The organism is Fibrisoma limi BUZ 3, assembly GCF_000296815.2.
GTDB lineage: Bacteria > Bacteroidota > Bacteroidia > Cytophagales > Spirosomataceae > Fibrisoma > Fibrisoma limi.
Genome location: NZ_CAIT01000004.1, coordinates 902232 through 922532 on the forward strand (window position 1 = coordinate 902232; position 20301 = coordinate 922532).

At 54.8% G+C, this 20301-nt stretch carries 19 protein-coding genes; 1 reads left to right on the plus strand and 18 read right to left on the minus strand.

Annotated elements, in window-relative coordinates:
- Nucleotides 1–24 precede the first annotated feature (24 nt).
- Nucleotides 25–1404 (plus strand): glycoside hydrolase family 30 beta sandwich domain-containing protein, encoded by a 1380-nt coding sequence (locus BN8_RS04120; protein WP_009280538.1) that lies wholly within the window; start codon nt 25–27, stop codon nt 1402–1404.
- Nucleotides 1405–1429: 25 nt separating this feature from the next.
- Here BN8_RS04120 and hslU read toward each other — a convergent pair whose 3' ends face one another.
- The 18 genes from hslU to porQ all read right to left on the minus strand — a co-directional run bounded on the left by hslU (nt 1430) and on the right by porQ (nt 20299).
- A complete protein-coding gene (gene hslU, locus BN8_RS04125; protein WP_009280539.1) occupies nt 1430–2809 on the minus strand; it encodes an ATP-dependent protease ATPase subunit HslU in 1380 nt (459 codons plus the stop codon).
- 151 nt (nt 2810–2960) lie between these two features.
- Nucleotides 2961–3521 carry a Uma2 family endonuclease gene (locus BN8_RS04130; RefSeq protein ID WP_009280540.1) on the minus strand — a complete coding sequence of 187 codons (561 nt, stop codon included), beginning with the start codon at nt 3519–3521 and terminating at the stop codon, nt 2961–2963.
- 73 nt (nt 3522–3594) lie between these two features.
- Complete coding sequence (locus BN8_RS04135; RefSeq protein WP_009280541.1) at nt 3595–3969, minus strand: DMT family transporter; 375 nt, start codon at nt 3967–3969, stop codon at nt 3595–3597.
- 53 nt (nt 3970–4022) lie between these two features.
- A complete protein-coding gene (locus BN8_RS04140) occupies nt 4023–4871 on the minus strand; it encodes an HAD-IIA family hydrolase (protein ID WP_009280542.1) in 849 nt (282 codons plus the stop codon).
- 15 nt (nt 4872–4886) lie between these two features.
- Nucleotides 4887–5930, minus strand: a complete 1044-nt coding sequence (locus BN8_RS04145; protein WP_009280543.1) for a hypothetical protein — start codon at nt 5928–5930, stop codon at nt 4887–4889.
- Nucleotides 5931–5933: 3 nt separating this feature from the next.
- Nucleotides 5934–7292, minus strand: a complete 1359-nt coding sequence (locus tag BN8_RS04150) for a glutamine synthetase family protein (protein ID WP_040005315.1) — start codon at nt 7290–7292, stop codon at nt 5934–5936.
- Between the two features lie 61 nt (nt 7293–7353).
- Nucleotides 7354–8268, minus strand: coding sequence for a sterol desaturase family protein (locus BN8_RS04155; protein WP_009280545.1), 915 nt, complete (start codon nt 8266–8268; stop codon nt 7354–7356).
- An 83-nt stretch (nt 8269–8351) separates the two neighbouring features.
- Entirely contained in the window at nt 8352–9257 is a 906-nt protein-coding gene (locus tag BN8_RS04160) for an N-acetylneuraminate synthase family protein (protein WP_009280546.1), read from the minus strand.
- A complete protein-coding gene (locus BN8_RS04165; protein WP_009280547.1) occupies nt 9238–9894 on the minus strand; it encodes a KdsC family phosphatase in 657 nt (218 codons plus the stop codon). The genes BN8_RS04160 and BN8_RS04165 overlap by 20 nt, the downstream gene beginning before the upstream one ends.
- On the minus strand, nt 9872–10678 hold the full coding sequence (locus BN8_RS04170; protein ID WP_040005431.1) for an SDR family oxidoreductase: 807 nt from the start codon (nt 10676–10678) through the stop codon (nt 9872–9874). Before BN8_RS04170 ends, BN8_RS04165 begins: the two co-directional genes overlap by 23 nt.
- 277 nt (nt 10679–10955) lie before the next feature.
- Nucleotides 10956–12305 (minus strand): aminotransferase class III-fold pyridoxal phosphate-dependent enzyme, encoded by a 1350-nt coding sequence (locus BN8_RS04175; protein ID WP_009280549.1) that lies wholly within the window; start codon nt 12303–12305, stop codon nt 10956–10958.
- Between the two features lie 76 nt (nt 12306–12381).
- The gene (locus BN8_RS04180) at nt 12382–13308 is read right to left on the minus strand and encodes a transketolase family protein (protein ID WP_009280550.1); all 927 of its coding nucleotides are present in this window, start codon (nt 13306–13308) and stop codon (nt 12382–12384) included.
- Nucleotides 13309–13411: 103 nt separating this feature from the next.
- The gene (locus BN8_RS04185) at nt 13412–14269 is read right to left on the minus strand and encodes a transketolase (RefSeq protein ID WP_009280551.1); all 858 of its coding nucleotides are present in this window, start codon (nt 14267–14269) and stop codon (nt 13412–13414) included.
- The gene (locus tag BN8_RS04190) at nt 14250–15092 is read right to left on the minus strand and encodes a cytidylyltransferase domain-containing protein (RefSeq protein WP_009280552.1); all 843 of its coding nucleotides are present in this window, start codon (nt 15090–15092) and stop codon (nt 14250–14252) included. The genes BN8_RS04185 and BN8_RS04190 overlap by 20 nt, the downstream gene beginning before the upstream one ends.
- Before the next feature lie 51 nt (nt 15093–15143).
- Nucleotides 15144–16184 (minus strand): UDP-N-acetyl glucosamine 2-epimerase, encoded by a 1041-nt coding sequence (locus tag BN8_RS04195; RefSeq protein ID WP_009280553.1) that lies wholly within the window; start codon nt 16182–16184, stop codon nt 15144–15146.
- Nucleotides 16185–16274: 90 nt separating this feature from the next.
- The gene (locus BN8_RS04200) at nt 16275–18923 is read right to left on the minus strand and encodes a DUF5686 and carboxypeptidase-like regulatory domain-containing protein (protein WP_009280554.1); all 2649 of its coding nucleotides are present in this window, start codon (nt 18921–18923) and stop codon (nt 16275–16277) included.
- A 137-nt stretch (nt 18924–19060) separates the two neighbouring features.
- Nucleotides 19061–19207, minus strand: coding sequence for a hypothetical protein (locus BN8_RS33140; protein ID WP_009280555.1), 147 nt, complete (start codon nt 19205–19207; stop codon nt 19061–19063).
- Nucleotides 19208–19261: 54 nt separating this feature from the next.
- Nucleotides 19262–20299 carry a type IX secretion system protein PorQ gene (porQ, locus tag BN8_RS04205; protein ID WP_144051562.1) on the minus strand — a complete coding sequence of 346 codons (1038 nt, stop codon included), beginning with the start codon at nt 20297–20299 and terminating at the stop codon, nt 19262–19264.
- Between the last annotated feature and the right edge of the window lie 2 nt (nt 20300–20301).

Sequence of the window (20301 nt, forward strand, 5' to 3'; positions counted from 1 at the left end):
AAAAATCTAATTTCGGCATCATCAATGAAACGTATCCTGCACGCGTGGCTGTTGCTCATTGGGCCATGGCTGCTGATGACCTGTTCGCCCGGAACGGAAGCACAGGTGACGGCAGATAAGGTCGTTACTGTTACGGTCGATACAACCAAAACCTTCCAGACAATGGTGGGTTTTGGCGGCTATAATCCTGAGAAACAGGCCGAGCGGCTGGTCAATGACCTGGGGCTTACCATTCACCGGGGTGAGGTCGGCTATGGGTTCAGGGAGACCCCCAACGGACCCTATAACTTTGATAAAGCCAACGATGTCAGCGGAGGAACGGCCAATCTGCTGCGGTTAAAGCAATTGGGTGTCAATACGTTCATTGCGACCTTATGGAGCCCGCCCGCCTGGATGAAAGAAAACGAGAATCTGCGGGGACAGGGCGATCCGAAAAATCGACTCAAGCCCGGTATGGAGGAGGCTCTGGCAAATTACTGCGTTGAGTACGTCCGGCAGTTTTATGAGCGCGTAGGGCTTGAGTTATATGCGTTGTGCGTACAGAATGAGCCGTTTTTTGCCCAGCCGTTTCCGTCATGCGTATTCAAGCCAAATGAACTACCGGCCATCATGGCACTGGTGGGCCGGAAACTGGCGAACGCAACCTACGCGGACGGGAAGCCGGTTACAACCCGGCTGTTTGGGCCGGAAGATGTGCAGTATTTCCCCCGTATCAGTGAGTATTTCGATAATATTCACGCGAATAAGGAGGCCTTGCAGTACACGCGGTTCCTGGCCGTTCATGGGTATACGAACGACGGTGTGAAGCCTACCGATAAGAATCCGGCTAACTGGCGCGGCACCTACGCGCTGGCCCAACGTAGTGGCAAAACACTCTGGATGACCGAAACATCCGGTTATTCAAACACCTGGGAGCCAGCTCCTGTTTTTGCCGATGGTGAAACCAAAACCCTGCCCGGCGCATTCGGGCTGGCTGAGAATATCTACACCGCCCTCAAGTTCGGTAACGTATCGGCCTGGGTGTGGTGGCGACTGAGTGTTCAGGAAGACTACTGGATTGACGAAACGCTGATCTATAAAGGAGTGCCGCACCGGTTTTATTACACCTCTAAACAGTTTTACCGGTACATCCGGCCGGGTGCTGTACGGGTTGAATGCACGGCCGACAACGATGACGTACTAACGGTGGCGTTCCGACATCCCGACGGGTCAGTAACATTGGTGTTGATGAATCGCGGCCAGCAACCGGTGGCCATTAAACTGGCAGGAGCGGGGCTGTCCCGAAGCCTGAAGCGGTACCAGAGTTCACCAACTGAAAATTGCGTTACAAAAGAAAGTATAACTCCGACCGACATCGTGACGATGCCCGGTCGGAGCGTGATAACCTTGACGGATGTTAACTAAGCGAGAGACTCGCGATGACTAACCATTACAAAATAAACTGGCTCAGGTCCCGGTTCTGCACCAGACCGCTCAGTTTTTCAAGTACCAACTCTTTCGTGACCACAACGTGGGCGTTGGCGCCAATCATGTCCGGAATGTCGAACATGAAGTCATTAAGCAGGTGACTCAGTACCGTTTGCAAGCGTCGGGCTCCAATGTTTTCGACCTCCGAGTTGACCTGGAAGCCAATCCGGGCCAGTTCGCGCAGGGCATCATCCTGGAAGGTTAGTTCAACACCTTCGGCCGCGAGCATCGCTACGTATTGCTTGGTCAGGGCGTTCTTTGGCTCTTTCAGAATCTGGTAGAAATCATCTTCCGACAGGCTCTGCAACTCCACCCGAATCGGGAAGCGGCCCTGCAGCTCGGGAATCAGGTCGCTGGGCTTGGAGACGTGGAACGCACCGGCCGCGATGAACAGAATGTGGTCGGTATGAATAACGCCGTACTTCGTGTTCACCGCGCTGCCTTCCACAATCGGGAGCAGGTCGCGCTGCACACCCTCCCGGCTGACGTCCGGTCCGCCCGCGCCGTTGCCCCGCGCTGAGGCTACCTTGTCAATTTCGTCGATGAAGATGATGCCGGCGTTTTCAGCCTTCCGGATGGCTTCTTCCTTCACTTCATCCATATCGATCAGCTTGGCGGCTTCTTCCTCCAGCATGATCTTTTTGGCTTCGGCGATGGTCACCTTGCGCTTCTTGCCGCGTTTGGGCATCATGCCGCTGATCATCTCCTGAATATTCATCATCGACAGCTCATCGACCGTACCGCCCATGACGCCGATGTTTGGGGCCTGATTTTGCTGCACTTCAATGTCGATCTTGCGGTCGTCCATTTCGCCGGAGCGAATCTTTTCGCGGAATCGTTCGCGGGTCCGTTCGTTTAGTTCGGCGTCGGGGTCGTTGTTGTTCTCAAAGCCCATGTGGGTAGTGGTGGGCTTGACGGGCGGAATGAGGATGTCCAGAATGGCATCTTCCACAAGCTGCTGCGCTTTTACCTGTACGGCTTCTTTTTTGGCCGCCCGCACCATATTGACCGACTGCTCGACCAGGTCACGGACCATGCTTTCGACGTCGCGGCCTACGTAGCCAACTTCCGTAAACTTTGAGGCTTCAACTTTGGTGAACGGGGCATCGGCCAGCTTAGCCAGCCGACGGGCAATCTCCGTTTTACCGACGCCCGTAGCGCCGATCATCAGGATATTGTTCGGCGTAATCTCGCTCTGCATGTCGTCCGGCGCGTTCATTCGGCGCCAGCGGTTCCGGAGCGCAATTGCAACGTTCCGTTTGGCGTCGTGCTGGCCGATAATGTATTGATCCAATTCGGCAACAATTTGCCGGGGAGTTAAATCTTTGAGTGACTGGGTCATTATGAAACAGTAAACCGTTTTGTTTCAGGTGTCTTGTTGGGAGTGGAAGTCTCCGCAACAAAGGGACTGTTTCAAAGAAACACAGGAAACGACAAAATGTGCGAACTGACCGGGATTTTTTGAAGAATGGTGTGCACGAAGGAGGTATGGATCAAAAGACGCCCTCGTAAATGTCGCGTAGTGTAAACGTGATAGTCAGAGCTGTTACGTCGAACGAATCGGTAAGGTCGGTGTAAAAGGCGTACTCCCATTTCGTACCGGTGCGTTGGTAGACTTCAACAAGGGGCTCGGCTTGAGAAACAATCAGGTAGCAGTCGACGGAAGGCATGGCTACGTACTCGTGAAACTTCTCGTCGTGATCTACACCCGATGAATTTTCCGACGTCACTTCAACGGTCATCACCGCTTTATGAACGACGTGCGTATCGTCGGCATCGTCGGCCGGAACGACCATGATGTCAGGGTATCGGTATCTGCGGTTAGGTATCGTCCGAAGTTTAACGTCGTGATTATACACATCAAAAGGTAAACCTTTCAGGTTCAGGCGCAGGTGAAAATAGATATTCCCGGCTACTTTGTTGGCTTTCTTCGATTCCCCCGGCATTTCAATTAAGATTCCATCTACAAATTCGTGCTTTACCTCCGAGCGCTTTTCCAGTTCGAGGTACTCATCTACGGTGTAGATGCGTTTTCCGGTCTCTTCCGCTATCATATTGACTCGCTCTGATTTGATATTGGTGAAAATACGAAGGTTACCCCGAAAAGCCAAGCTATGCACGCAGGTATCAGGCCGCTGCGTACAGGCGTAATCCTACGATGCCGATGCCAATCAGCATCAGGAAGAACAGTTCGGTTACGGACCAATTGGCGTGGAAGATAAATACATCCACGAGTTTAATCAGAATAAGCGCCATGGCTGTCCAGACGGCAAAAGCCGTTGGGGTTGGAATCTGCTTAATCGCCATTGAGAAGAAGTAGATGTTGGCAATGCCGAACACGACGTACCCGACGATGGGGGCCAGGATGGGCAGACCGATCTGGGGGCTGTAGAAGTTATGCCAACGTAACAGCTTGAGATCCGTAAATTTCATGTACTTGACAGAATACGTCCAGGCCGTTTCGAAGGTGGCAGCAATCAATAAAAAGAACCAGGCTTGCACAGTACGTAATGTTGTCTGAAATGGCTAAGTAACAACTGACTTCTCGGAGTAATTTAATCAATCACCGCCGATTCGCAGACGTAGGTCGGAATGATGCCGGTGCTGCGGATACGGATTTCGGCGTCTTCGGCCTGGGTATTGCCGGTCAGCACAAGCGCCGTATCCAGCCCGAATTTGTTGCCCCCCAGGATGTCGGTATGCAGCGTGTCGCCCACCATCAGGATGTCCTTTTTGGTGACGGTCGAGGGGCTGCGAATGTGTTCGTACGCGAAAATGAACATCTGGGCGTCGGGCTTACCGAAGCGGATGAACTGCTTGCCTACTACGGTTTCGAGCATCTGGGCCACCCCGCCAATGGCAATCGCCAGCCGGTTCTGCGACACCGGATACGTAGCGTCGGTGTTGGCAACAATAACCGGAATGTTACGTTTGCGCAGCAGATTGACGGTTTTGTTCAGGTCCGTATTCCAGTCGAATCCTTCATCGTCGAGCATCACCAGCGCGTTTACTTCCGAGATCGTGTTAAGATCAAGCTGGCTGATCGAGAGGGTTTTCAGGCCGGCCGTTTCGATGTAGTGGGCCGAGTTCGCAGTGCCCAGGTACGCCACCGTGCCGTGGTTGACTTTCAGCTCCAGGTACTCCCGCGCCAGCATCCCCGACGAGATAATGCACTGCGGCACTACGTCGTGCAGACCCAGGACGTGATACGAATCGGCCAGTTGGTCAGGGCTCCGCGATGCGTCGTTGGTCAGGACGTAGAAATCTTTGTTCTGGTCTTTGAGATAGGCAAAGGTCTTTTCAATACCCGGAATCAGGCCGTGGTACGTCTTCAGGACGCCGAACGCATCAAAAAAAATGACCTTGTACTTCGAGATTATCGTTTTAAAATCGTCAAACTGCATACCGTACCGGTGGGGTTAAATGTTCAGTGCCCGGAGGATTTTATCCGCATCAAACTGCTGGTCAATCGACGGGAAATAAATCTCGTAGGCTTCGCGCTGGAGTTTGGTGGCATAGGTCCGGTGGAAAAAATACCGACCGTACTTGATCACGTAGTTTAAAATAAAGAAACGATACGCTTCTTTCATAAACCGAACCTCATTCTCTGTTAGCGGATAAACCTTGTGGTATTCCTGCAGGAACAGAATAAACCGGTCTTCCATCAGCGGGCCGATGAAGTAGCTGAACACCGTCCGGTCGCCGACGTCGGACGTAACGCGGCTGAAGAAGTAGAAGTCCATGACGCGGTAACTGATGCGAAACCAGTCGTAGTCCCAGCGCGAAAACAACTCCAGATTATCCGTAACCGAGAAGTTGCCGATGTTCCAGTCCACAAACACGGGCATGGTTTCAACGGTGCCGGCCACGAGCTTTTGCCGGTTTTTCAGGAAAATGTCGCACTGCTCGCGGAGCATATTCACATGGTTGCGGTGTTCAAACTGCCCGGATTCGGTGTCCAGAATATCGAGCAACCCCTGAATATCAGAACGCAGTGTCTTCGACGACTTCGGCAGTACGCTGCTGACCCGGGCGCAGGCTTTGTGGAATTTAGCGATCTGCGTGCCCAGCGTCCGGATGTGGTGCTCCTCCAGCCGACGGGGCATTTTGTTCATCGTCCGGATCGGGTTGTAAAACACCACCCAGGCATCAACCAGCCCTTCTTTGTACCGGTACGTGTACACCTGATTGTTTTTCAGCAGCGACTTGGCCAGTACGTTCTCAAATGGATACAAGAGGTTGTTGGCCAGCGCCTGAATGATGCGGTGGTCTTCCTTGAAGTGTTCGTACTTGCCGAAATATGACAGCTTGGCGATGACAATATCGCCGTTGTCGAACCGAACCCGAAATACGTGGTTGGTCGAGACGCGGGCGCTGATGTCTTCGATGGTTTGTATGGTTTGGGAGGCATCAAATCCTTTCCACGCTTCCCGAATTATAGAAGGGTAATCGACTATGCGCATTGATTAGATAATCTCAAAATAACGTTTCAACTCCCAGTCACTCACCTGGCGGGCGTATTGTCGCCATTCCCACTCGCGGGTGCGGGTGAAATGATCGACAAAGCCTTCGCCGAATAACTCGGTAGCAATGGAAGAAGTTTTCATGGCCTGGGTTGCTTCCCAGAGGTTTGCCGGCAACGTACCGTACTCTTTATTCTGATAGCCGTTGCCGACCGTGGCTGGAATGTCCAGCTCCAGCCCGTGCCGGATGCCATACAGGCCCGACGCCAGCGAGGCCGCAATGGCCAGGTAGGGGTTGGAGTCGGCCCCGGCAACGCGGTGTTCGACCCGGGCATAGGCCTCCTTGTGATTCAGTACACGCAGCGCCGTTGTTCGGTTATCGACGGACCATGTTACGGTTGTGGGTGCCCAGGCACCTTCAACGAGCCGTTTGTAGCTGTTGATCGTCGGAGCAAACATCGGTAAAATGTGGGGCAGGCAGTGCAACTGACCGGCCATGAACTGCCGCATCAGGTCGCTCATGCGGTCGGGTTTTGCCGGATCGAAGAACAGGTTTTTAGAACCATCCGGCGTCCAGAGACTCTGGTGAATGTGGCCGCTGCAACCGGGCAGATCGGCGTTCCATTTCGCCATAAACGTCGCGACGAGGCCATGCCGGTAGGCGATCTCCTTCACTGCTGTTTTAAACAGAATGGCTTTGTCGGCCGCCCGAACGACCTCATCGTGCATGATGGCAGCTTCGTAGACACCGGGGCCGGTTTCGGTGTGCAGGCCTTCGAGCGGAATGTCAAACTGAGCCAGCAGGTCAAACAGGTCGTGGTTGAAATCGCTTTCCAGCGACGGCCGCAGAATCGAATAGCCAAACATGCCGGGCGTCAGCGGTTCCAGTTGACGAAAGCCTTTCTGCTGTAACGTATGGGGTGTCTCCCGAAAGTTGAACCACTCAAATTCCTGCGCAAACTCGGCCCGATAGCCCATCTCCTCGCTCTGGCGGGCGATGCGTTTGAGCAGACTGCGCGGGCAGGCCACCAGATCGTTGCCGTCGGGGCGGCTGAAGTCGGCCAGAAAGAACGGCATCTGATCCTCCCAGGGGAGTTGCCGAAAAGTCGATACGTCGATCCGGACGGGGGCGTCGGGATAGCCCGAATGCCAGCCCGTAACAACGCCGTTATCGTATGGCGTATCGGTGCAGTCCCAGCCGAACACAACGTCGCAAAAACCGTAGCCATCGGTCAGGCCGTCCAGAAACTTGTTGCGGTGGATGATTTTGCCGCGTAGCACCCCGTCAATATCGGCGAAGGCGTAGCGTATTTTTTGTAGGTCCTGCTCCTCAATAAAGGCAATAATGGCTGACTGGTCCATGGTTGTGCTGCGCTTCGGGTATGCCGCGCCCATTCGTTAATAACCGGCTGCTGCTCGCTGCTTAATCGGCCGGATACGTATCGATCCGCTCCTGACTGGGCTGAGGGTTTGGTTTGCGCCGACTCAGCCATCGCAGCAAATTGGGGCGAAGATAGTAATACCGTGAGAACCATTTGTACCGTAAGAGCGCCCGTTCGTCGAAGCGCCTGAACGAGAAGGCGTGTTGCATGAAATAATCCTTCGGAAAATCGTAGTATAGACCCCAGTTTTCGGGCTTGTCGCCGGGGGCATGACCAGGGTCGTAGACCGTCCCGAAGAGGTAGTCAAAAAACGAAAACTTGGTGCTGAAATTAGCATGAAACACCTCTCGGTAATTAGCGTGATGCCACAAATGCAGGTTCGGCGTGTTGATAATGTACTTCAGCGGACCGAGATTGACCCGGACGTTGGCGTGAATGAACATGCCGAACATGGCATCCAGCAGGGCTTTAATGGGGATCACCGCCGGGTCGGCACCCAACAGCAGAATGGGCGCAAACTCGATAGTCTGGTTGATGATGATTTCGAGTGCGTGTGACCGCGAGCCGGCCAGAAAATCAACCTGCTTGTTGGAGTGATGCGCTTCGTGCGTGCGCCAGAGCCACTTGTTGGCGTGCTGCCAGCGATGAAACAGGTAGATGTACAGGTCGTGGGTAAACAGAAAGAACAGCACCTGCACCCAGATGGGCCAGTCGCGGACAAACTGCCAGTCCGACCAGTTGAAGTGGGTTTGCAGCGGGGCAATGATGTAATCGAAGATCAGGATTTTCAGAACGTAGCTTTGGATAATGGTGTACCACACCAGATCCACCCAGAACCCTTCCCGAAACAGGGACAAGCCCTTACGATACGGCGCAACCCGCTCCCAGATCAAAATGATCCCGATCCAGACGATCAGAATGGCGGTGGTGATGCGAAGTACGTCTTCCTGTGGCATGGTGAACAGGGTTCTTGGTTTGTGGTTTGTAGTTCGTGGTTTTGTGCGTCAGTAACTACAAACTACAAACCACAAACTACTCCCTATTTCGAATACTCCGGGCTGATATTGACCCGCAGGCGCTTCATGGGGCCGAGTTCTGAGTCGTACACGCGCTTTACGCCGTCGCCGAGCGCTGTTTCGACGTCGCGAATGTCGCGTACCAGTCGTTGCAGGCCCTGCGGCTCAACGGAAGCGGCATGGTCCGAACCCCACATGGCGCGGTCGAGGGTGAAGTGACGTTCAATGAACGTAGCGCCCAGCGTTACGGCGGCTACCGTAGTGGCCAGGCCCGTTTCGTGACCTGAGTAACCGATGGGCAGGTTCGGGTAGCGGCTTTGCAGCGTCGGAATCATGCGCAGGTTCAGCTCTTCGGGCTTGCAGGGATAGGCTGAGGTCGAGTGGGCGACCAGCAGCGGATAGTCGGCATCAAATTGCTGAACAAGCTCGATAGCCTCTTCAATCTCGTGCATGGTCGACATACCGGTCGACAGAATCAGTGGGCGACCCGTTTCCAGTATCCGTTCGATCAGCGGGTAGTCGGTCAGCGAGGCCGATGCCAGTTTATACAGGCACGGATCAAACTGCTCCAGAAAATCAACCGACTCGGTGTCCCAGGCCGAGGCAAACCAGTCAATCCCTTTTTCGTGGCAGTACTGATCGATGGCTGTGTAGTCCAATACCCCAAATTCAGTCTTACGCTTGTAATCGATGTACGACATTCGACCCCAGGGCGTATCACGCATGACGTCCCATTGGTCGCGGGGGACGCAGATTTCGGGTGTTCGTTTCTGAAACTTCACGGCATCGGCTTTGGCCGCAACGGCCTCGTCGATGAGTTGTTTGGCCAGTTCGAGCGAACCGTTGTGATTAATGCCGATTTCGGCGATTATGTACGTGGATTGACCGGCACCAATGAGTCGACCGGAGCTAAGCTGGACTGTTCTCATGCACTGAGAGAATTTGTGTTGGTTGAACGCTTATACCTTGTTTTGCATGAATAATGAATTCGGCTACTTCACGGAAGCAGCCTTCTCCTCCTTTGGTGTCGCAGCAATAATGAGCAATCTCCTTGTTGAACCGGGTGGCGTCGGCCGGGCAGGCTGCCAGACCAACGGCCTTCATCACGGCCAGGTCGTTAACATCGTCGCCGATGAACGCCACTTCCGATGCCGTCAGGCCCTTGCGTTCCAGGATGTCGGACAGCAGGGCCAGTTTATTTTTGATACCTAAATGTAACTCTATGATCCGCAGTTTCTGCGCCCGCATGACCACCGATGGCGAGGTTTCGCCGGTGACGATGCCGGTCTCAACATCGACCAGTACGCGGAGCCGCTCGACGCCCATGCCGTCGCGGATATTAAATTTCTTCAGCACCTCGCCGGATTCTCCGTAGTAGACCCCGCCGTCAGTCAGTACGCCGTCGCAGTCGGTCAGCAGGAGTTTGATTCGGGCCGCGCGTTCGAGTAGTTCCTGTGTCAAGGTAGTCTGGGGTTTATAGGTTCGTAGTTTGTAGTTCGTGGTTTGTTGTTGCTCTGCAAGACTGCCTTCAACCACAAACCGTTCAAATCGCCGTCCAGCCTCCATCGACAACGAGGTTGCTGCCGGTCATGTACGACGACGCGTCGCTGGCTAAATACACAATGGCGCCCTGGTATTCGTCGGGCTGAGCCATGCGCCCCAGTACGGTTCGCGCCGAGTAATTCCGCACAAACGTTTCGTTCTGGTTGTTCTCAACCCCGCCCGGCGTTAACGTATTGACCCGAACGCCTTTGTGGCCCCAGTACGACGCCAGAAAGCGCGTGAAGTTGACCACCGCGCCCTTCGTGGCCGGGTAAGCGGCTGTTTTGTAAAACGTCTGTTCGCCAGCGTCGTTACGGTAAATACTCTGGTCCGGCCCGACCAGCCCGTAGGTCGAGGCAATGTTGATGATGCTGCCTTTGCCCCGCTGCGCCATCACGCTGCCGAACACCTGCGAGCACAAAAACACGCCCGTTACGTTTACGTCCAGTGACGCCCGGAACTGCGCCACCGGAAAATTTTCAAAAGCCGTCAGGTCCAGCGCCATACCGGGATTTTCAACGGCTTCGTTCATGGCTGCGTTGTTGACCAGAATATCAATGCGGCCGTATCGGGCCAGAACCTGGTCGCGAACGGCCTGTACACTGGCTTCATTCGTTACGTCGAGGGCTACGCCCAGGTGCTGATCACCCAGTTGAGCCGCAAACGCCTGCGCCGTTGCTTCATTCAGGTCAGCGACCACGACGCTGGCACCGGCTTCGGCCAGGGCTTCGCCATGTTTTTTACCTAATAGACCGGTTGCGCCCGTAACAATGGCTACCCGGCCGGTTAACGAAAATTGGTTGAGCATCTGTTTGTTAAACGCTGGTTCGGGCATCTGCCGGTCAGACGCACCGTCAGACTGGCGGATCTCAAGATCTGACGGTACGTCTGACCGAAATACACCCACTTGCTTATCTTCTTATCCTGGCCTGAGGTTACCACGGTCAGACGTACCGTCTGACCTATGTGCACTCAAACTACCGTCGCTTTCGGCTTCACACTACGGTCAGACAGACGTACCATCAGATCTTGCAAACCTATAGGTCTGACGGTACGTCTGACCGGCTAAACCTCTGAGTCGGTCGCTATGTCTGACCGGCCGTTGCTTTCGGCTTTATGTTGTAATTGCTCGTTTTGCGGAACACGGCCTCCAGTACCTCGCCTTTCAGGTAGCTTTTCACGTTACCGCTTTCGATGGCTTCCTTCATGATCGGCATGACGTCGCGGTAGGCCGATAGCGTGTATTGTATATCCTCGTCGCTGTGGCTGAAGCACATGTTATGAAACCCGGCCCACAGGATGCCCCGCTTGATCATCTCCTGCTGCATCAGTGTTTTGACCTCCAGCCCATTGCCAGCCTCGATTGCGAAGGTTACCATGGTGCGGCAGTTATAGCCGATGCACCTGGTCAGGTGAGCCATGCCGAATTCCTGAGCAATCTGGTTGTAGCCGTCTTTCAGCAAGCCCCCTTTTTCATTCAGATAGGTCGGTACGTTCTTGTCGCGCAGTTCGTGAATCGTAGCGATGCAGGCCGCCAGCGAGAGAGCTTCACCACCAAACGTCGTGTAGCTGAACACCTCGCCGTTGAAGAGTTCCATTACGTCGGCGCGGCCGGTCAGCAGGGCGATCGGCATGCCGTTCGCGCAGGCTTTGGAGTACACTGCCAGATCGGGCGTTACGCCGAAGTACTCCTGAGCGCCACCGAGCGCAATCCGGAAGCCCGTCCACATTTCGTCGAAAATGAGCAGCGTACCGTTCTGCCGACAGACCTCGGCGAGTTCCTGCAAAAAGCCATCTTTCGGCGCTTCGAAAATGAACGGTTCCAGAATCAGGGCCGCTACGGTGTCGTCCAGAGCAGCTTTGATCGACTCAATATCGTTGTACTCGAACGTATAGGTCATGTCCTGAATCGCTCCCGGAATACCGGCGTTGCGACTCGTTACGGCAATGTACCAGTCGTGCCAGCCGTGATAACCACAGCAAAACACCTTTTCGCGACCTGTAAATGCCCGTGCCACCCGGATAGCCGCCGAACAGACATCGGCCCCGGTCTTGCTGATCTTGACGGCGTCGGCATTAGGAATAATCTCGTGTATCAGCTCGGCCAGTTCGACCTCCAGGGGCGATGTCAGGGAGAACGTAATGCCTTTGGTCAACTGTTGGCGAATGGCCTCGTCGACAACCGGGTAGCAATAACCCAGGGAAATGGGGCCGATGGCTCCATTGAAGTCGATGTACTCGTTTCCGTCCACATCCCAGACGTGCGAACCCAGGCCGTGGTCGAGGTACTTGGGAGCAACGCCTTTGGTGAACTGGCCCGGCCCCTTAGCCAGCGTCTGGGTGATGGGTTTCTGGACCGCCAGCCCGCGTTCGTAGTATTGATCCGAGATGGTTATGTCGGGGTAGTTTTCGTTAAAGCGGATGGTGTTCGGCATAGGTTTGAATACATTTTTAAACGCAGAGAAGCAGAGGTTAAAAAGAGTTCGCAGAGTTATTTCTGCGTCCTCTGCGCTATCTCGGTCTCTCTGCGTTTAGAGAAAATTCTAATTGCTCGGTGATACTGGCCGCCAATTGCTGACCGGTGAAGCCTTCGTGTTGAAGTACTTCGTTCAGTCGGGCGGGTTTATACCATTTTTCTTTCAGGGCGAAGGGCACAACGTGGGCGGTGGTCCGGTGTTTCAACAGGGTTTCGGCCACGATACTATATAAACCGCCCGTCTGGAAATGATCCTCGATCGTGACCAGTACTTGTGAGGTTACGGCCGCTTCTAGAATGGCCTGCTCATCGACCGGCTTCAGGCTGCGCATGTTGATCAGACCAACTGACTGACCAGCATCCTTGAGTTGCTGAGCCGCCACCAGCGCCTGTTCGAACAGCATACCATAGACCAGTATCGTTACGTCGGTGCCTTTACTGATCACCTCCGCTTTCCCGATTTCGAACGGCTGCTCGTGCTGATACGTAGCCGGGCGCGTGTTGATCCGGACGTACGAGGGCGCCGACGATGCCCAGATGGTCGGCAGCATGGCCAGCAGGTCCTGCTCATCGGCCGGACAGAACACCTGCATGTTCGGAATACCGCGCATCAACGCTACGTCCTCGATGGCCTGGTGCGTCGGGCCGTTGCCATCGGACAGGAAGCCCGGAATGAAACTGCTCAGCTTGACCGGCAGGTTGCCAATGCCGACATCGGTCCGGATGAACTCATAGGCCCGCATCGACAGGAACGCAGCCAACGCGTGAACGACCGGCGTCCGGCCCCGTAGCGCCAGACCCGCAGCCGCCCCGATCATGCACTGCTCCGTGATACCGGTATCGATAAAGCGACGGCCCAGGGTAGTCGGCATATTGCGAACCAAGGCCCGATTCTCGGCCGTCATGACAATGTATCGCTCGTCGGCTAAGGCGGTTTGGGTAAGTAGTTGCTCGTAATTCATTTGTCAGGAAGGTTTCACCGCAAAGACGCTAAGGATAACGCTAAGAACGCAAAGTATACATTAGCGAACTTTGCGATTCCTTAGCGTCTTTGCGGTGAATTAATCATCTAACAACCAGCGTTTCGGATTCGAGTGTTGCGTTGGCTTCACCGTGGAGTTCGCGGAGTAGTTCCTCTACTTCGTCGTGCGTAAAGTTGCAGAACCAGCGGTCGGCGCGGGCCTCGATGCTCGGCAGTCCTTTGCCCCGGCGCGTGTCGGCGATCAGGACGTTCAGCTTACCGACCTCGAACGGGAACGTCGACAGGGCCTCGTCCAGGGCGGTGAAGTCGTGGCCATCCACGCGCCTGACGGCCGCGCCGAAGGCGGCAAACTTATCGGTCAGCGGTTCAAGCGGGATCAGTTCTTCAGTCGGCATGTTGGCCTGGAAGAAATTGCGATCGACTAAGAACAGCAGGTTGTCGAGCTGGTAGGCGTTGGCTACCAAAACCGCTTCCCAGACCGAGCCTTCATTCAGTTCGCCATCGCCCAGCACGCAAACCACTTTGTTGTTGGTACCCCGCAGCTTACAGTCCAGAGCGACGCCCAGCGCTACCGACGGCAGATGCCCCAGCGAACCCGAATGAAACTCAATGCCGGGTATGTTGACGTTGGGGTGCCAGTAGAGGTGATCGCTGGTTGAGAGGTGGTTCTGTAACCGGTCGGCCGACAGCCAGCCCAGTTCAACGAACGTACCGTACAGCGCGGGTACGTCGTGCCCTTTCGACAAAAACAGATAGTCGCGGTTGGGATCTTTCAGGGTATCCTGCGTTACGTTCAGAAATTCTGAATACAGGTAAACAATAACGTCGGTGGCCGAAAGCGAGGCCCCAGTGAAACACCCGCCGTCGGTCGACATGCGGATGATGTGTTCCCGGACCCGGAAAGCCGTTTGCTGCAGGCGCTCAATGGTTTTGTGCTGCATGGGTTGGGTTGTCAGATTCGTGTCGCGTTTGATTGACAGTAACCGTATTTAGTTCATCCAGGTGATGGCGGTACCAGTTCACACCGGCGTAGCGCGCATTGATGTCGTAGAGTTCCGGCCGGTTGGCCAGCAGCGCCAGAATGTCATCGCAGGAAAATCGCGGATTCGTTGGATAAAGAGCTTCGTAAACAGCCCGGATAAACTCGTAGTCCTCGCGGTAGTCGATCGTAAACCGATGCGACATGGAATAATCAAGGCCCGTTGGCCAGGTCACGTTCGCCCGGCGAAACTGTTCGGGGGCGGTATCCCAAATATACGGGGTTGTGTGTTCCAGTTCCAGCGGTCTGGTCGCTTTCTCCCAGGCGGTCTGCAGGCAGGCGCGGCTCATCACTTCCACATCGTTGCCATCGGGCCAGGTAGCCGGGTGAAGGTTGCTGACAAAGTCGTACTCGTTCGGATGTTCCAGAAAAAAACGCAGCACCTGATCAATGGCCCGCGGGTCGATCAGCGGGCAGTCCGACGGGATTTTAACGGCCACATCGGCGTTCCAGCGTTCGGCAATCTGGTAGTGCCGGTCGAGCAGATTAGTCAGGCTACCCCGGTAGTACGCTATGCCCTCCTGTTCGCAGAACTGCTCAATGACATCGTCGGCCGGGTCAGTCGACGTAGCCACAACGGTCGTGAACGGTTGCTCAGCCTGCTGTATACGTTCGATCATCCGGTACAGGAGCGGCTTACCCAGCAGGGGCAGCATTACCTTGCCCGGCAAACGGCTCGACAACATCCGGGCCTGGACAATGACGACGATAGTGAGGGTACGCATAAAACAACCAGTCGGCTTTACGCCAATGATGGCAAATAATCGTGCTAATTACTACGAAAGATTTGTTGCCTGACTTAGCACCGGCTCGAATCGATACGATTTAACAAATTCTTTACGTGGACCGGTAAACTCAAGAAAGTCCCGGCAAATGGTCGCAATGTTGGTCGCCGATGTGCCACCGTTCTGAATCGGGGTCAGCCGACGAAGTTCGTCCAGATCAAAATACGATGATACAGTCTTGCCCAGCGCCATGCCGACGTACACGACGGTCGAATACTGCGTAATCAGTTCCTGGCAGTTGGCAATCATTTCGTTGGTGTTGCCTTCCTGAAAGACCAGCGTCCCTTCGGGGGCGTTCTCGCGGATTTCGGCCTCGGCCCGTTCCCGGTCTTCGTTGGGGTGTAGTTTGAAAAGCAACGGCCGACCGGCGGCCATTTCCACGGCTTTACGGATAAAGGCCGGGCGATCTTCCGTCCGGAACGTTTCGCGAATGTCCGACGTAGCCACCATCACGTAGTCGCGGTGGGGAAAATCATTCCGGCGAAACTTGTCGAGGTCATCGAAATTGGGCATACCCGTCACGAAGATTTTGCCGGGATCGGTGCCCATTTTAGTAAAAAACGCCTTGTATCCCTCCGATGCAGCGCAATACACATCGCAGAGGTTCGAGGAGCCGTTCAGCGACGTACCGACGCTGAGATAGCGGGGCAGTTTCAGCGATTTGATGATGTGGGTAAGGGGCGTTACGGGGTCGACCATACCCTCCTGCACCCAGACGCTCCGGGTGGCGCGCACGTTGGCGGGGACGATCAGATCCGAGCAGTGAATGACAAGATCGTATGGATGTTTCCGACCCTGATAGTCGAGCTGCTTACCATTGTCGAGCAGGTAGGCTTCCGAAGCGGTCCGAAACCGGCCACCCATGATGGTGTGATCCAGCCACCCCTGGCGAATGGCCCAGTTGATGATCGGCGAATCGGCATAATACTGGCTGAACCAGCAGTCGTATTGGTCGCCCAGGGCCTTCGCAATCTGGACCATTTGCGACGTTTGATTGAATGAGCCGACAGTGAGCAGTATTCGTTTGCGCATATGCGATGCCTTGATCGAATGTTGTAATTTATGGTCCGAAATTATCGAATTAGCCGACAGCCCTGCCTAACCCACCAACTCCCGGCCGAATCAAAAATCAAACTTCATTCGAAAACGAACGCCAAATCCTTTGGGCACATTGGGGTTATCTAGATACGACAGCCGCTTCACCAGATCAACCCGCAGAATCTTAAAGATATTGGCGATACCGAAGCTGGCTTCTATGTACGGTCGTGCCCCCAGCGCAAACGACAGGGGCGCCCCCTGTTCGTCGGTGGGGAACCGCAGTAGCCCTGATTGGTCAGGATTCGACGACTCTGGCCGATTCTGCTCCCGAATGCCGCCCCAAAGGCCCTTGAAGGTAACAACTTCACGGAGTTTCAGCTTCTTCAGCAAGGGAATCTTATTAAAAATGAACCCATTGAAATAGTGGTCAACGAACGCCGTTGCGTAGTGGTCGCTGATGAACTCCATGAAATTCATCATGTTGTACGATTCCAGTTGATACGCATAGGTCTGGTTGGCCCGGTGGATCGTGAGCAACGGGTACGGTACGCGCCCGAACGTTTCTCCGCCTTCGAGCGTAACGTCGGTATAGCCGATGGGTGCGAGGTAGAATCGCTTGTTGGCATAGGCCATCAGCCGCTGAAACGCGTACTGCCCCCCCAGCAGGTCTTTGACGCCAGCCGTGAAACGTACCTGAAAAATCGGGTACTTGTTGACGATCGGAACCCGGTAATTTTTGCCCTGATAAAACTGCTCGTGGGGCGCGTACCGGAGGCCGAGCGTCACTTCGGTGGTGGTCAGGTGGGCGAGGGGTACCGTCTGGTCGCCCATATCGGCAACGTATTGATCGAACCGCAGCACCCCGGCCGGAGCCTGATCAATGCGCTTGAGATTTACGTTGAAGGCAAGCCCTCTTTTGGATTCGTTCAGGTAGTCGAGGTTGACAACCTTATTATACGTCATCCGGTTGTTCGGCCCCCGCTTGAACGACAGCAGGAAATTATCTTCCTGGACAAACTGTAGCTCCTGCCCCGGTATCTTGATCTCGTTCTGGTAGCTTACCTGAATGTGTTTGATGGGGTAGGTATAGGTGTTGTGGTTCGTCAGCGAGAACGTAGCGGATGCGAAATACTTAAACCGCTTATCGCGGAAACCGTAGGCACCGTAGGTTTCAAACGCCATCCGGTCGCTGAAACCGACCGTTGTCCGGCCACCAACCCGGGCGCGGAATCCTTCGATGGGGTTAAAACTATAGAACGTATTGACGGGGCCGATCTCAAACGGTCCGATGGGTTTGTAACCTTCCAGCAGAAACAGCGCCGTGTTCATAAATTTCTGAAAAAGCGGCACTTTTCGTACGCTGTCGGTCATGGCGTAAATGCCTTTCTCCTTGTTCGTCAGCTCCTGGTGTCGGGCGGTGGTCCAGTAGGTATCGTCGCGGTCAAGATTGAGCTCTTTGCCCTCCTTCGATAACCCGGCCAGCAACTCCGGCCGAATGGGATGGTTCAGGACGTAATTGCGGTACGAGACGGTCCGTTGGCCAAACAATCCCATGCCGTTTTCCCGCTTCAGGAGGTTGAACTCGATAGCCAGTTCATCTTTCGTCAGCATCAAGCCATCATTGCCTACCTGGTCGAACTCCTGAGCGATGCGGAGGTCGGTCACAAAATTGATGTTGATGTCGCGCGGAAAGCCCATGATCACCTTCCGGATGGCGTAGCTGGAGTCGAGCGCCACGGCCATCGTTCCCTGAAACAGCAGGTCGGTGGGATTGCGGGGCGAAAACCCGAGGTTGACGCAGCGGGTTGGCCCGATGGTCGTCGTGTCGACGATGACAAATTTGTAGAACTGTGGGGATAGGGGAGACGTAGGACCCATGAACTGCTGCGCCAGTAACATGATGTTATTGTCGTAGACGTTGATGTCCTGATACAGCGTTTCCAGGTACACCTTGATGCCGTTGTTGTCGACGTAGCTGCCGATGCCCGACGATTTTTCAGCTTCCAGCGCTTCGCGTTTACGCTCGGGATTGCGGCTGTAAAAAACGTTGGCGATCGACTCGCGCAGGTAGATCGGGAGGTTGACTTTACCGGTTACTGCCGAGGTGTCGAGGTAATTGAACACAAAGTCAAATTTGCGGAGGGAGCGCCGGTTGCGGAACTTCTCCGACACATTGCTGAGGTCAAATTCAACCTTCTCGTACTTGTTGTACTGGTAGTAGCTGAACGACTCCCGCCGGTTCCGGCTCTTGTGGTCGATCACTTTCTGGATGAGCGCGACGGCTGGATTGTCTTTGTTGCGGTAGCGGTCTTTCTTCCCCTTCACCGTCACTTCCGAAAGGTTGGTTTGCTGAGGCTGCAACCGAAACGTGAGCGTTATCACTTTCTGCTGACTGCTTACCGCTACGGTTCTGGTGTCGGGCGAGTAGCCAACGTACGACGCTTTCAGGGTAACGCTGCCTTTAGCCACCGTGGCTGAGTCGAGGGTGATGGCGTAAGCGCCGTTCAGATCGGATTGAGTGCCGGTGGTTGTGCCGGTCAGCAGTACGTTCGCAAATTCAACGGGCTTATTCCGGCGGGCGTCAAGGATTTTACCCCGAATAATAACGGTCTGGGCCAGTGCGAACTGAAAGCCGGAAAAGAGCAGAAAAAATAGATAACAGACAACGCGAGTTCCTTTGCTGAATGGGCATAAAGCAAAGGCAACCGAAAGACCCGTAGCAGTCTTATTCATTACGTAACGATCGAATGGTGGTAGTGTGTGGCCGATACGCCAGCGCGATACGGCTCCTGTCAGCCAGGTAATTTGGCTACGTATGCGCTAAAGTAAACCTGGTTGACTAATCCCGACAAGATTATTGTACAAAAGGTTCAACGTGAATGCCGGACAGGTGTAATCCCCTGCCTGTAAGCCTGATCCGACGTGGCATTGAACCGACGTACTGATCCAGGGCATTCGGCCAGGTCTGTTGTCTGCTGGATCTCGGTCAGACGTACCGTCAGATCTCGCGATCCCATAGGTCTGACGGTACGTCTGACCGGAACATACTACCCCTCTGATTATGTTGCCGTTTATTTCACAAAACGATCCAGATCGACCCGCAACGATAACTGGCTCGTTCCTCCGGCTGCGGGCGCGTAGCTGAACCGGCCATACGTAAGCTGAAAACCACGTGCCTGCACCGACGCCCCGAACGAAATACCGGCTCCTCCGCCACCCGTTGTCAGCTTGCCTTCCTGCCGACGCTGGTGATTGTAGCCCAGCAGCAGATGCACGTAGCGACTGATCAGCAACTCGGCTCCAACGCTCAGGTGTCGGGCCACTTTCTCGACCGTACCGATGGTTTGAGGGATAGGGTTGCCGTTCAGATCGTACTGAACGTTCAGGTTCGGATCGTTGTAGGCCATATCGAAGCGATGCAGTTGGTGGGCGGTCAGGGTCAGGCGGATGGGCGCGTAACGAGGTTTGAGCGTTACGCCTGCCTGGAGGTCAAAGGGAAGGTCAGCGTCCGCCGGACCGTAATTTTTGAGCAGGTAACCCGCATTTTTAGCCACCAGCCCTACGGTAAGGTTTCCGTTCGGGTGTCGCCAGATACCACCCAGATCAGCCAGCACACCAAAGGCCGAATACGTCTCAATGGCCGATCCAACGGCTTTGACCGTAGCGCCCAGCGTAAAATTGCCTTCGGTGCGGGCGTGGGTCAGGCTGAGGGCGTAGTCGTTGGCCGTAAACGTACCGAGCGAGTTGCCGACCGGGTCGGTGAGCGTAAACTGCCCGTAGGTCAGGTACTGGAGACCAAGCGCCCAGCCGGAGTTTTTTGTCTTTACCGGAATAGCGTAATGCAGGGTGTAGTATTTAGCAGCAGCCAGGTAGGGCATTAGGCTAATGGCCAGATCGTTACGTTTGGCGGAGTCGGCCAGCGCCGGGTTGTTGAGAAAGTATACGCCATCAGGATTCGTAGCCGAAGCGACCTGCCCGCCAAGGGCCGCGACACGGGCGTGAGTCGGTAAGTCCAGAAACGGAAACACCCGCTGCCCGCCGAGGGGCTGGGCCAGAGCCAACTCATGGCCGACGACCAGTAGCAGTAAAGTCAGATAAAGCCAACGCAAGG

What these genes read in the sequence shown, in the direction of transcription:
- BN8_RS04120 (WP_009280538.1), top strand. Translation starts at nt 25, where the DNA reads ATGAAACGTATCCTGCACGCGTGGCTGTTGCTCATTGGGCCATGGCTG.
- hslU (WP_009280539.1), bottom strand. Translation starts at nt 2,809, where the DNA reads ATGACCCAGTCACTCAAAGATTTAACTCCCCGGCAAATTGTTGCCGAA.
- BN8_RS04130 (WP_009280540.1), bottom strand. Translation starts at nt 3,521, where the DNA reads ATGATAGCGGAAGAGACCGGAAAACGCATCTACACCGTAGATGAGTAC.
- BN8_RS04140 (WP_009280542.1), bottom strand. Translation starts at nt 4,871, where the DNA reads ATGCAGTTTGACGATTTTAAAACGATAATCTCGAAGTACAAGGTCATT.
- BN8_RS04145 (WP_009280543.1), bottom strand. Translation starts at nt 5,930, where the DNA reads ATGCGCATAGTCGATTACCCTTCTATAATTCGGGAAGCGTGGAAAGGA.
- BN8_RS04150 (WP_040005315.1), bottom strand. Translation starts at nt 7,292, where the DNA reads ATGGACCAGTCAGCCATTATTGCCTTTATTGAGGAGCAGGACCTACAA.
- BN8_RS04155 (WP_009280545.1), bottom strand. Translation starts at nt 8,268, where the DNA reads ATGCCACAGGAAGACGTACTTCGCATCACCACCGCCATTCTGATCGTC.
- BN8_RS04160 (WP_009280546.1), bottom strand. Translation starts at nt 9,257, where the DNA reads ATGAGAACAGTCCAGCTTAGCTCCGGTCGACTCATTGGTGCCGGTCAA.
- BN8_RS04165 (WP_009280547.1), bottom strand. Translation starts at nt 9,894, where the DNA reads ATGGAGGCTGGACGGCGATTTGAACGGTTTGTGGTTGAAGGCAGTCTT.
- BN8_RS04170 (WP_040005431.1), bottom strand. Translation starts at nt 10,678, where the DNA reads ATGCTCAACCAATTTTCGTTAACCGGCCGGGTAGCCATTGTTACGGGC.
- BN8_RS04175 (WP_009280549.1), bottom strand. Translation starts at nt 12,305, where the DNA reads ATGCCGAACACCATCCGCTTTAACGAAAACTACCCCGACATAACCATC.
- BN8_RS04180 (WP_009280550.1), bottom strand. Translation starts at nt 13,308, where the DNA reads ATGAATTACGAGCAACTACTTACCCAAACCGCCTTAGCCGACGAGCGA.
- BN8_RS04185 (WP_009280551.1), bottom strand. Translation starts at nt 14,269, where the DNA reads ATGCAGCACAAAACCATTGAGCGCCTGCAGCAAACGGCTTTCCGGGTC.
- BN8_RS04190 (WP_009280552.1), bottom strand. Translation starts at nt 15,092, where the DNA reads ATGCGTACCCTCACTATCGTCGTCATTGTCCAGGCCCGGATGTTGTCG.
- BN8_RS04195 (WP_009280553.1), bottom strand. Translation starts at nt 16,184, where the DNA reads ATGCGCAAACGAATACTGCTCACTGTCGGCTCATTCAATCAAACGTCG.
- BN8_RS04200 (WP_009280554.1), bottom strand. Translation starts at nt 18,923, where the DNA reads ATGAATAAGACTGCTACGGGTCTTTCGGTTGCCTTTGCTTTATGCCCA.
- BN8_RS33140 (WP_009280555.1), bottom strand. Translation starts at nt 19,207, where the DNA reads ATGGGATCGCGAGATCTGACGGTACGTCTGACCGAGATCCAGCAGACA.